Annotated in this window: 3 protein-coding genes; 1 reads left to right on the forward strand and 2 read right to left on the reverse strand. The window is 69.5% G+C overall.

What is annotated here, in order from left to right; all coding sequences use genetic code 11:
- Positions 1-32 precede the first annotated feature (32 nt).
- Together IE318_RS20735 and IE318_RS20740 are read right to left on the reverse strand one after the other, a co-directional pair.
- Positions 33-530, reverse strand: coding sequence for a hypothetical protein (locus IE318_RS20735; protein ID WP_189902480.1), 498 nt, complete (start codon positions 528-530; stop codon positions 33-35).
- Entirely contained in the window at positions 527-10,228 is a 9,702-nt protein-coding gene (locus tag IE318_RS20740; protein WP_189902482.1) for a polymorphic toxin-type HINT domain-containing protein, read from the reverse strand. The genes IE318_RS20735 and IE318_RS20740 overlap by 4 nt, the downstream gene beginning before the upstream one ends.
- A gap of 467 nt (positions 10,229-10,695) precedes the next feature.
- On the opposite strand from IE318_RS20740, the gene IE318_RS20745 reads away from it, so the two are divergent.
- Complete coding sequence (locus tag IE318_RS20745; RefSeq protein ID WP_189902485.1) at positions 10,696-12,663, forward strand: DUF8189 domain-containing protein; 1,968 nt, start codon at positions 10,696-10,698, stop codon at positions 12,661-12,663.
- Positions 12,664-12,788: the final 125 nt, after the last annotated feature.

Consider the following 12,788-nt stretch of genomic DNA (forward strand, 5'->3'; position numbering starts at 1 on the left):
CCCCGGACGATCGACTGCGACTGAGGTCCTCCTCACCCCTCACCAAGGCGCGCGGCAAGGACGGACCGGTAGTACTCCAGCCGGTCCTCGTCCTCGTCCACGTAGTCCAGGATGTCGAGCGCGGCCTCCGCGTCACCGGACACGGCCTCGGTGTACAGCGCCCAGATGCCCTCGCGGACCGCGGCGATGCACTCCTCCTCCAGATCGGGACGGCCGGCGTCGATCTCGCTGCGGTGGGACTCCCCCGTCACGAGGTACTCCAGCATTCCCAGGAAGTGCCTGCGGACGGAGTCGTGCAGATCCTCCCCCAGGGCCGTGAGCATCACCGGCACGGCATGCGGGGCCACTTCGAAGAGCATGCTCTGCACCTCGAGGTGGTTCTCCAGCGTGTACCCGATCGTCTCGCGCGTGCTCCGGGCGTCCAGCAGTCTGCTGAACGACTCCGTCAGATGCGCACCCGACCGCCCGCAGCCGCAGCGCAGCGCGGACCAGTCGTGGCGTCGCAGTTCCAGGATCGATGCTCTCGTCACTGTCCGATCATCCATGGTCCCTCGGGGTCGTAGATGACACTGTGGACGAAGTTGTCGGTGGGATAGTTGCCCTGGCAGGTCGTACAGATCTCCTTCTCCTGGAGGATCTTGCCGTTCCCGTCGCCGAAGTCCTCCCGGCGGATCGCCCTGGTGAAGACGACGTCGTCCGCGTCCCAGCCCGTGTGATCGAGGATGTTCGGCTCGGCGCAGCTGCCGTTGCCCGAGCAGCCCACCGCGATGTCCCCGCTCTTCTTGTGCACGGCGGCCGTGTAGGTACGGGACTTCGCCTTGCCCGTGGCCCTTTCCGCCGCCTCGTACCGCAGGCCGGTGGCCTCCGAGATGCGCTCGTCCATGTTCCAGTCGCCCTGGGCCCGGTGAACCGTGATCGTCGGCTGGAACTTGCCCTGGGCGCCTCTGGTGCCCCTGCCCGCGGGGCAGTTGTGGACGAGGGTCGACGTCTTGCCCGCCGCCACGTAGTACGTGTGCGCCGTGTCGACCGTCAGGTTGTAGACCGCGGCCTGCTGCGTCCATGCGCTGACCGCGTCGACCTGGACCCAGGTGCCGGTACCCGTCTGGAGCCACTGGCCGGGCTTCAGTTCACCGGCCTTCAGCCACTTCTTCAGGTCGGGGACCCAGAAGGGGTGGCCCGCGGTCGCCGTGATGGTGTCCGTCGCGTGGCCCTGGTCGCCGTCCGTGTCGATCGTGAGCCTGACGAGCTTCTTCGTGCCCTTGCCCTCGATCGTGTCGGTGACCTTCTCCTTGGAGGTCTTGCCGGTCGTCGGGTCGGTGGCGAGGACCTCGTCGCCCTCCCTGACCTTCTCGATCGGTTTGCGGCTGCCGTCGGCCATCACGACTTCCGTACCGGGCAGGAAGCTGTTGCCGCTGGCGAGCGAGGCCACGTCCCTGGCGGTCGAGACGCATTCCGCCACCGACTCGGCCTCTTCGAGGACCTTCTTGCCCTTCTCCGCCGCCTTCGCTATCTCGTCGGCGTACTTCGCCGCCTTCGCCGCCATCCGTCCGGCCTTCGCCGCCCGGACCGCCGCCGCGCCGGCGCCGCCGAGGACGATGCCGCCCACGGTCGCCGCCGCCCAGGCACAGGACTCCATGTCGCCCGTGGTGACGCAGTTCTTGATGTCGTTGAAGCCGGTGACGTCGCCGACGATGTTGCCGACCGTCTTGACGCCGTCCCAGACCTCGCCCCAGTCGACCGCGTCGGAGACGCTCTCCACGACGCTGCCGACCTGCTTGACGACCTCGTCGCGGATGGCGTCCGCGGCCTTGGCGGCGTCGGCGACCACCTGGACGGCCGCGCCGACGACGATGGCCGGAAGGTTCGGGTCGGCGGTCACGATCGCCTTGCCGACGGCGATCAGCGGTTTGGTGGCGGCGAGGATCGCCGGGATCGGGTTGTGCTGCGCCGCGAAGGAAGCCGCCTGTCTGGCCTTCTTCGTGATGTAGACCTTGGCCTGGTACGCCGCTCTGGCCGCCTGTCTCGCCTTCTCACGGGCCCACTCGGTGATGCCCGTCTTCTGGCCGACCCACTTGACGGCGTTGACGGTGGCGTCGACGACCGTCTTCAGACCCGACTTGCGGTAGACCCAGCTTGCGGCCTTGCCGACGTAGCTCAGAGCCAGCTTGAACGCCGCCCCCGGGTTGTTCCACGCCCACTGCACGCCGTGCCAGACGGACTGGGCGGTCTTGGAGACCCAGTGCGCGCCCTGGCGGAGCTTCTTGCCGGTCCAGCTCACGGCCTTCTTGCACCAGCCGCAGCTCGGCCAGTGGCCGTCCGGGTCGGTGTAGTCGAGCGGTGCGCCGGCGCCGTAGGTGTAGCGGTTGGCGAGGATCGAGGCGCCGGAGCTGTAGAGGTACGAGTCCTGGGAGTCGAAGGTGCCGGTCCCCGGGTCGTACCAGCGGGACCCCATGTTCACCTGGTCGGTGTCCGGGTCGGTCCAGTCGCCCTGGTAACCCAGGTTGCCGTCCATGTCGGCCGTGCCGAGCACCTGGCCGAACGGGTCGAAGGCCGTGGACTCGTCCAGGGCGGGAGCCGCGCCGTCCGCCGCGGACATGCTGCCGACGACGTCGCCGTGCTTGTCCTCCAGCGTCAGCCGGGCCGTACCGCCGTTCTCGGCGACCGACAGGAGCTCGTCCGCCGCGCCGCGGCCGTACGTGGCGGTCTGGTCCCTGACCGGGTCGGGTGCGAAGCCGGCGTAGGAGAAGTCCACGCCGTTGCGGGCCGCTATGCGGTCCAGCGAGTCGTAGGTGTACTCCGTTCCGGACTGGCCCGCCTTCACCAGCCGGTCGAAGGCGTCGAAGGTGAAGTCCTCCTTCAGACCGGAACTGGTGCGCGACGCGAGCGTGCCGCGTGACGTGTAGTCGTAGGTGTAGTCGCCGTCGGACAGCAGCCGGTTGCGCTCGTCGAAGGCGGCGGTCTTGCCGCCGTTCTTCACGCGGTTGCCGCTGTCGTCCCAGCCGTAGTCGGTCGTCGTGCCGTCGGCCGTCCAGGAAGTGAGGCGGCCGGCGTAGTCGTAGCCGTAGGTGTTGGTCCCGGCCTTGGCGGTGCCGGCCGTGGTCTTGGACGTCAGCCGGTCGTCGGTGTCGTAGCCGTAGTCGGTCGACGCCATCGTCCGGCCGCCGCTGTTCTTCAGCGTGTCGGTGTCGAGCCGGCCCAGGTCGTCGTAGGTGAAGTCGCGCGACTGGCCCGCGCCGTAGTCGACCTTCTTGACCGCGCCGGCGCCGTCGTAGGTGTAGCTCTGCCGCACACCGGTGAGCGGGTCGGTCGCCGAGGTCAGCTGCTGCTTGGCGTAGGTGAAGCTCGCGGTGCCGGCCGCGTCGGTGCGGCTGGTGAGCAGGCCGTCGTTGTCGTAGGTGTACGTGGCGTCGCCGGACGGGCCGGTCGCCTTCAGCAGCGCGCCCCGGTCGTTGTACTCGTAGGTGTCGTCGCCCTGCGGGGAGGTGGCCTCGACCAGCCGGCCCGCGGGGTCGTACTGGAACCGCTTCTCGGGGGTGGTTGCCTCGGCGCCCGTGCCGGTCTCGCGGACCAGTTGGCCGGCCTTGTCGTACTCGCGCTCGCGGACCACGTTGCCCGGCGCGGTGAGTTTCACGGGCTCGCCGTCGGCGTCGTACGCGGTCGTCCAGGTGCGGGCCGCCGGGGACGGGTCCCGGTCGGTGGCCGGCTCGATCACGGACTCGGGGAGGCCGAGCGTGTTGACGGTGTAGATCGTCGGGTTGCCGCGGCCGTCCGTGTAGCGGGTGCGGTTGCCGAGCGCGTCGTAGCCGAAGGACGTGGTGATGGACTTGCTGTCGGAGACCGGCTCGGTCTGAGTGGTCAGCCGGTTGAGGGCGTCGTAGGTGTACGTCGTCGTCCGGTTCAGCGGGTTGGTCGACGCGACCAGGTTGCCCGCCTTGTCATAGGCGTAACCGACCTTGCGCAGCACGCTGTTGAACGGGTCCAGGTCCTGGTCCTGGACGAGCTGGCCGAGCTGGTCGTAGATCTTCGCCGACGTGCGGCCCATGCCGTCCGTGTGGCGCACCTCGCGGCCCGAGGCGTCGTAGCCGAGCTGGGTGATGGCGCCGCTGGGCTCCTGCATCCGGGTCAGCTGGCTGAGGCTGTCGTACGTGAACTGGCTGACGGCGCCGCTCGGCGAGGTCTGCTTCACCACGTTGCCCGCGTCGTCGTACTCGTTGCGGGTGGTGAAGGCGCCCGGCTGGGGCTTGCGCTCGATCTGGGTGGTGGTGACCGGGCGGTCCAGGTCGTCGTAGGTGGTCTCGGCGCGGGCGCCGTTCGGGTCCGTGACGGAGAGCACCTCGCCGGTGCGGGTGTACGTGTATGTCCACTGACCCCGCTCGTCGCCCGTGCCGACGGGCACGTCCTTCACGGTGAGCCGGTTCTGGCGGTCGTACTGGAATTTGGTCACGCGGCCGAGCGGGTCGGTGCTCTCGGTGAGGTTGCCGAGCGCGTCGTAGGTGTTGGTGACGGTCGGGGCGACGGTCTCGGTGGAGCCCGGCGCCGTGTAGGAGGGCGCCGTCTCGGTGATCGCTCGGCCCAGCCGGTCGTAGGCGGTGCGGTTGACGTTCCCGAGGGCGTCGACCGACTCCGTGACCGCGCCGAAGGTGTCGTAGCCGGTGAAGGTGGTGGGCCGGGTGGTGGCGGGCGTGCTGCCGCCGGACTCGGTCCGGACGGCGGGCGCGGTGACGGAGACCGCGCGGCCGAGCTCGTCGTAGGCGTACTCGGTCTTGTTGCCCGCCGGGTCCGTCTTGGAGGTGGTGAGGCCGCGCTCGTCGTAGGTGTAGTCGGTGGTGCGTGAGTCGGTGCCGTTCTCGACCGTCTCGTGCAGGACGTTGCCCGCGTCGTCGTACTCGTAGCGGACGGAGTCACCGCTGACGCTCACCGGCCAGGGGACGTTGGAGGGCGAACCACTGGAGGCCGTCGTCAGCACGTTGCCGGCGAGGTCGTAGGTGTACGTCGTCCGTCGCGTGAGCCCGTCGGGGTCCACGACCTCGGACTTCACCCGGCCGACCGGGTCGTAGGTGTACGCGGTGACGAGCTTGCCGTTGGCGGTCGTCTCGGTCAGGACGTTGCCCGCGCCGTCGTAGGTGTCGGACTCCACGACGATGTCGCGCTTGGTGCCGTCGGGGTTGTGGAAGTCCTTGAGCGTGATCGACTTGACCAGGTCGTCGCCGTAGTACTGGTACATCAACGAGCGGCCCATCGAGTCCGTGTGCCGGACCAGCCGGCCGCCCATGTCGTAGGCGTACGACTGCATGACGGTGTAGCTGTCGTCGCCGCCGTCGTCGTCCCAGTCGCGCAGCCGGGTCTCGGCCAGCATGTTGCGCGCGGTGTAGACGTAGTCGAAGTGGTTGCCGTTCGCGTCCACCATCGACGTCTTGTTGCCGAAGACGTCGTAGGTGTACGAGGTCTCGTCACCCTCGGCGTCGGTGACGAGCTCCGGGCGGCCGTGGTCGTCGAGGCCGAAGGTCATCACCCGCGCGGCGTCGCCGCCGAGCACGTCGTCGATCTCGGTGCGCACCACGTTGCCGTCGGCGTCGTAGTCGGTGGTGGTGCGCTGCTGGTGCTTGCCGGAGGTGACGGCGTTGGTCGCCGCCGGGTCGGTGAGGGTGTGGACCCGGGAGAGCTTGTCGTAGGTGAAGGTGGACGTCGTGCCGGCCGGCTGGGCGTCGGTGACCACGGTCTCGCTGAGCTTGCGGCCCAGCGCGTCGTAGGTGTACTTGGTGACGCTGCCGGACGGATCGGTCACCCAGGCCAGGTCGCCGTTCTTGTAGTACTGGTAGCGGGTGATCTTCCCGCGCGGGTCGGCGGTGGTGAGCGGCAGGCCGGTGGGCGTGTTGCCGCCGCCGACGGCCGGCTCGGCGCCGGTCGTGTACGTGTTGCGCGCCGTGCCGCCGTCGGGCGCCGTCTGGGTGAGCAGCGCGCCGCTGGTGTTGTAGGTGTACTTGGTGAGGTAGCGGTTGTCGGTCGGGCCGGTCGAACGGCCGTCGCGGGTCTCGGACGGCTGGTCCGCCCGCAGGTCGAAGTCGCCGGTCGCCGTCGGGTAGGTGGTGTACGAGGTCTGGCAGTCGCCCTGCGCACGGCAGGTCGTCCGGCTGGTCACGTTGCCGCGGTCGTCGTAGCCGAGGGTGACCTTGTCGCCGTTCTCGCTGGTGATCCCGGTCTGGAAGCCGTTGTCGTCGTACTCGAAGGAGCGGATGGCCACACCGTCGACCGGGTAGCGGATGAAGTCCGGCCCGTCGCCGCCGTCACCGGGCGGGTTGGTGCAGAAGGCCGGGTCGCCCGGGTCGGGCTCGGTGCAGACCTGGCCGGGGTCGGTCGGCGACGGGGACGGGGACGCGGTGACGGACTCCCGGGCGCCCAGCGCCATCGGCTCGCCGTAGCGCAGCAGCCGCGAGGACAGCCCGTCGTACTCGTAGAAGTACGGGGCGTCCATCGGGTCGCGGACCTCGACGGTGCGGCGCAGGTCCTTGTCGTTGCCGAAGACCGCGGGGGTGCCGATCTCCCAGGTGCCGCCGTTGCGGTCCGTGTACTCCTGGACGCGGTCGCGGGTGGTGTCGTACTGGACCTCGGAGGCGATGCGGCCGCTCGGCAGCGTGGTCTTCGTCAGGACGTCGGCGGTGCGGCCGCCCTCGCGGTAGTGGGCGGTGACGGCCGCCGTGCCCAGCGGGTGGTGGTAGACGGCGACGTCGTCGATGGTGCCCGCGAAGGACTTGGCGGCGGTGGAGCCCCAGCCCGGCCAGGAGGCGGGGGTGGTGGCGTACGCGGCGCCGATCTGGTTGTAGGTGAGGGTGGTCTGCAGCGGCTGCTTGCCCGTGCTGGTCCCGGAGAGCTTGCCGTCCAGGTAGAGGCTCTGGGTGGAGTCGGACATCGACAGCACCGCGTGGTGCCACTGGCCGTCGTTGACGTTCTTGCCGATGTCGGTGATCGGTCCGGCCGTGCCGGTCCAGAACTGGCCGCGGAGCTTTCCGTCGGTGCCGACGTACAGCATCGGGACACCGGTGCCGGGCGTGGTGCCCCAGGCCTTGTCCTGGTAGCCGACTAGCGGGCCGCCGGTGCCGCCGGCGATCGTCTTGAACCACACCTCCACCGCTTCGTCACGGCTCTTCTTCAGGGTGCCGGCGGGCAGGTCGACGCGTGAGGTGGTGCCGTTGAAGGACGCGGCGGTGCCGGGGTCGCCGGTGATCGCGCCGGCGGCCTTCAGGGTGACGTTCTGGTAGGTGCCGCGGTCCTTGCCGAGGTTGGCCTCGTTGGCGCTGTTCGCCGCGGTGCCCTCCTCCTCGCCCAGGCGCCAGTAGGACTCGGGGCGGGAGTCGAGCACGGTGGTGGCGTAGTGGCTGCCGGTGCCGTAGCCGTACTGGGTGCAGCCGTTCAGCGGGTCGCAGACCTTGTCCAGCAGATCGCCGGTGTAGCTGTAGTTCCAGGTGAGCGGGGCGCCGTCGACGGGGGTCGTCTGGACCCTGGTGACGTGCGCGCCGGTCCAGGTGAAGGTCAGCGAGCGGGAGGTGCGGTTGTTCGTCGCGGTCGCGAGCTTGCCGGCGCTGTAGGTGTAGGTGACCGAGTTCGAGTACGCGTCGGTGGTCTTGGCCAGCAGACCGGTCGTGCTGAACTCGTACGTGCTACCGGACTTGTCCTGCAGCTTGTAGGTGTTGGCCGTGGAGTCGAACGTCAGCTTGGCGAAACGGCCGGGCGGCGGGGCGTAGGTCCCGTCCGCGTTCCTGCCGAAGCGGACGTCCTGGCCGTCGGGGTAGCGGATGACGACGTTGCCGCTGCCGTCGTCGTCCGGCGTGAGCCGCATGTCGAAGCGGGTCGTCCAGCCGGCGCCGAAGGCGAGGTCACGGCGCGGGTCGAGGCTGTTGTAGGTACGGATGAGGGTCAGGTCGGGACCGACGCCGGCGAGGGACGCGTCGGTCGCGCTGGAGGTGAAGTTGCCGACGTTGGGGTCGAACTCCTTGCCCTGCGCGCCGGAGAGCCGCGAGGTGATCTCGGGCTGCGGAACGGCGGCGACCAGCGCCACCTGCTGGGTGGGCACCTCGTTGGACGCGTCCTTGACGAAGCCGCGCCACAGATAGGTCTTGCCCCACTTCAGCCGGCCGGACGGGACCGGGTAGGCCGAACTCGTCTGATAGGCGGAGGTGGTGCAGGCGGTCGGCTTGCCGTCCTTGTCGGCCTCGCAGATCTCGAACTTGTACTGCAGCGAGGAGCCGGGGGGCGCGTCGATGTCGACGCCGGCCGCCCACAGCTGCGGGGTCAGCGTCTGGGCCTGGTAGCCGTTGGGCGGGAACTGCTCCTTGACCACCGGCGCGATGTCGAAGACCTGGATGGTCAGGCGCCCCGGCGGCACCTGCTCGTCGGTGAAGACCTTGCCGCCCTGGCGCACCATCGTGAAGTCGAGCATGTAGACGCCCGGCGGGAGCGCCTTGATGGTGGCGTCGACCGTCGCCTTGGCACCGTGGGCCACGTTGCCGGTGAGGCTGCCCGCACGCTGCTGCGTGACCAGCTTGCCCTTCTTGTCGTAGGCGCGGTAGGCGAGGTAGTAGGTGGACGGCGTCCAGGTCTCGGCGCCCTTGTTGGTGACGGCGACCTTGACCTGGCCGGCCTGGTTCTGCAGCACCGGCGGGTCGGGGACGGGCTTGGGGAAGCTGTAGGAGGCGTTGTACGGGGAGTGCGTGACGTACAGCTTGGGCGGGTTGGCCGTGGCGTGGCCGGTGAACTTCTTGAACGCGAGCGAGTCGGTGGCCGAGGCCCGCAGGGACAGGCCGTAGTTGGCCTGGGTGCCGTTGACCCAGCGCTGCACCAGGTCGCGGCCGCCCTTGCCGAGGTCGAAGAGCTCACCGGAGGTGGGGCAGGCGGACTTCGACTGGCCGAAGCCTATGTAGCCGTAGGCGAAGGACTTCGACGCGAGGGCGGCGCCGACCGAGGGGCCGGGGTAGGCGGTGCCGGTGCCGGCGGTCCATGACCCGGTGACGGGGTGGACGGAGACGGAACGCGGCTTGCAGGAGGCCGAGTCGAAGTTCACGACCTGCAACTGGACACCGAAGATCTGGTGGTACCTGAGCTCCTCGTCGAGGCCGGGGAAGCCGAGGTAGGCGGCGGAGGCGCCGTCCGGGCCCTTGCCGACCTGGAGTTCGCTGGAGCCGACGACGGAACCGCCGCTGCGGACGGTCATGGAGGTGGAGGCGGACGTGGTGTCGACGGAGGGGTCGACGCGGACGGGGAAGGCACGGGCCGGGTCGGCGAGCCAGTCCCGGTCGACGGTCATCTTCAGCGCCTGGCCGCCGTCCTGCTCGACGAGTTCGTACCTCACGGCGTGCGAGACGGCGTGGGCGGCGTCCTCCATGAAGCCGGCCGGGACGACGGCGCGGGTGCGGCCCTTGGCGTCGGTCAGCAGTATCGATCCGCCGTCGGCCTTGGCGGTGAGGCCCCTGAGGCGGAGCGGGAAGACGAAGGCGTCCGGGGCGTCGGCGGACTTCAGGACGAGGGTCTCCTTCACCCCGCCGGCCCGCGAGTCCAGCCAGAGGTCCGTCCCCGGGAGCACCTGCTCGTAGCTCACGCGGGCACCGTCCGCGCTGCCCCCCACGGAGGCGGCGCCGCTCAGCCCGTACCCGAAGGACTCGCCGGACGGCAGGGTGACGGAGGCGAGCTCGCCGGCGTCGGCCCGGCCGGCGAAGTGCAGGGCCACGGAGTCGGCTGCGTTGTCCCAGCCGCCGTGGTCCTCCACGAGCGAGGTGTCGATGGGCCGCCAGACTCCGCGGGCGTCCCGGTAGTTGACGGGTTCGGTGGAGATCTCGGTGGTGCGGGTGCCGTCCTCGTTGGCGTACGTACGGCTGCGGGCGTCGCGCTCCGAGGCGATCTCCTTGCTCGTCCTGCGGTCGAAGCCCTTGACCTTCGCGGGGGCCGGCGTGCTGACCTGGACCGTGTTCTTCCGCGCCACGGCCCGTGCGGCGGGTGGGCTCTTCAGTGGGTACTTGGCCCGCAGGGACCGCGGCACGCTGTTGTTGCGCCTGCCGCCCGCGGCATGGCTCAGCCCCTCGGCACTGCCCCAGCGCTGACCGGGGCCCTTGGCGGCGGCCGGCTCCCCGGGGAAGAGGAGGAGCCCGGCGCCCGCGACGGCGAGCGAGCCGACGGCGATGACCGTTGCAACGGCGAGCCCGATGGCCTTGCCCCAGCGCGAACGCAGAAGTCTCGGCATCAGCAACGTGCGCGCGAGTGTCCGGTACGCCGGCACGATCCCCCCACAGATCGAACGAATGAGCAGGGGAAGCCTGTCGGATCACCATGACCATGTCGACTGGATGACAAGACCATTCACCTTGGCGTGATCATTACGTGATCATTACCTTCGGAATCGACACGTGCTTTTCCCAAGGCACCCACTGGTGGTGCCGGTTTCGGGGCTCAGGATTCCGGCAGGGGTCGACATGGGTTCCCCCGAGGCTTCATTCAACGGAAATACGGCGGGAGTTCACGCGGGATTCACCTGACGCCTCAGAGGACGCCGAATCACCGCCGGGTGGGCCGTCAAATTGAAATCCCATCAATCGACCACGGTGCAAGTCGTGTTGAGCCCATCTGTTTACCTTCAAGATCCTTATCGGCGATCTTTGTTCACCTTGCTGAAACGGTCGCGTTCACCCTCGGACGCCTAACGTCCACGTCATGAATCGGACTTCACCTCGCACACTCATCTCCGCCACAGCTCTGGCCGCGGCCCTGGCGACCGCCCTTCCGCTCACCGGCGCACTGCCCTCCGCTCCCGCGGCGGCCGCCGTGTCACTGACCTGCGGCTCCGCCGGGGCGACCTACACCCTGGACTCCGCCGGCAAGCTCAGCAGAACCGACATGCCGGACCCGGCGGTCGGCAACGCCCTGCCCGCCGGCAACACCATCGACACCACCTGGACCGGCTACGGCCTCATGCTCGCCGGCCCCGGCGCGTCCTTCTACGGCATCAAGTCGGACGGGCTGTACTACAGCCACCGGATCACCTCCAGCACCACCTGGGACGTCCACCACCGGAAGATCAGCTCCGACTTCACCCAGTTCAGGGCCGCCGGCCGGACCGACGACATCACCATCGACCGCGGCGGCTACATATGGTCGCTCTCCGGCACCACCAACGACCTGCGCTGGTACCGCTACGACGCGACCGCCGACAAGTTCGTCGAGGGCAGCGGCAAAATCGTCGACAAGGGCTGGAACTACGACGCCATCTACGCGGGCGACCGCGGCGTCATCTACGGCCGTGACGCCACCGACGGCAAGCTCTACCGATCGCGTTATGACTACACCAGCCAGCGCTGGATCGAACGCCATGTGCTGGCGTCCGCCGCCGACTGGAGCGACACCAAGTTCATGCCGTCCTACGGCGGTGACACGCTGTTCCGCGTCAAGGGCGGCGGCGCCGTCACGTACTACCGCTTCGACGAGGACACCCGCAACTTCCCCGTCTACAACAAGCAGGTCGAGGCGTCCGGCTGGGCCGGCTACGTCTCTGTCTCGGCGGGGCCCGACATCTGCAAGCTCAACGTCAACTACACACCCGCGGCGACGCCCGTGCCGCTGGAGTCGTACACCCCCAACTCCGTCATGCAGGCGTCCGACGGCAAGCTGGAGATCGCCTACACCGACAACATCGGCCGCCTGGTCCACGGCCGCACCGACCCGGCCGACATCAACGGCGCCCAGTGGACGGTGATCTCCGGCCAGGAGGCCTTCACCGGCCGGCCCTCGCTCTCCGCGCACACCGACGGCCGTGTCGTCGTCACCGCCCACAACACCTCCGGCAGCGTCTGGCAGCGCAACCAGTCCGCCGTGGGCAGCGCCGACTGGGGCAACTGGATCGATCTGGCCGGCGCCATGCAGCAGCACGCCGTCACCGGCAAGACCCCGAGCGGTCTGATGACCCAGTTCGCCGTCGACGCGGACGGCAAGCCCTGGTACCGCATCCAGCAGCGCGCCAACGTCGACTTCATGGGCTGGATGCCGCTCTCCGGCAGCGGTTTCACCGGCCCCCTCACCGCCGTCACCGTGCGCGACGGCATCCAGCTCTTCGGCAGGGAGGCCGACGGCACCCTCTCCACCGCGCTCTTCAAGGAGGGCGGCACGCTCTCGGCGTGGACCGGCTTGGGCACCCAGGCCATCGACGGCACGCCGTCCGTCATCGTCTACCCCGGCTACCGCATGCGTGTCTTCGCCACGGACCCGAACGGCAACGTGGTCACCACCGGCCAGTCCGCCGAGGGCGGGGCCTACGGAGCCTGGGAGACCATCGCCGGCATCACCGCGCAGGGCTCCCCCAGCGCCGTGATCTCCCCGCTGACCGGCCTCACCGAGGTCGTCGTCCGCGGCACCGACGGCTACGTCCACAACACCGGGGAGACCGCGCAGGGCAGTGGTGCCTGGCGCGCCTGGCAGCAGGTGAGCTTCGAGGCGTCGGCCACCGAGCCGACCGCCTTCACCTACACCAACCCCACCGGCCCGACCTGGGCCTACACCTTCCGTACCGCCGACAACCAGACCCGCATCTACCAGGTGCAGCAGACCTCTTCGCTCAGCACGATGCGCGCCGCGGCCGACGCGCCGGACTTCCAGGGCAGCAAGCTGCCCGCCCCTCCGGCCAAGTGATCACACCATAGAGGGGGCCGTGACGGCCCGACGGCCGTCACGCCCCGCCTCCACCGCCGCCCGCTCTGCCCGTCTCCCTCCGTCCTGTCGGCACGGGGAACGGCGGACCGGGCGGCGGTCCGCTG

This window comes from Streptomyces spiralis (assembly GCF_014654675.1).
In the GTDB taxonomy this organism is placed as follows: Bacteria; Actinomycetota; Actinomycetes; order Streptomycetales; family Streptomycetaceae; genus Streptomyces; species Streptomyces spiralis.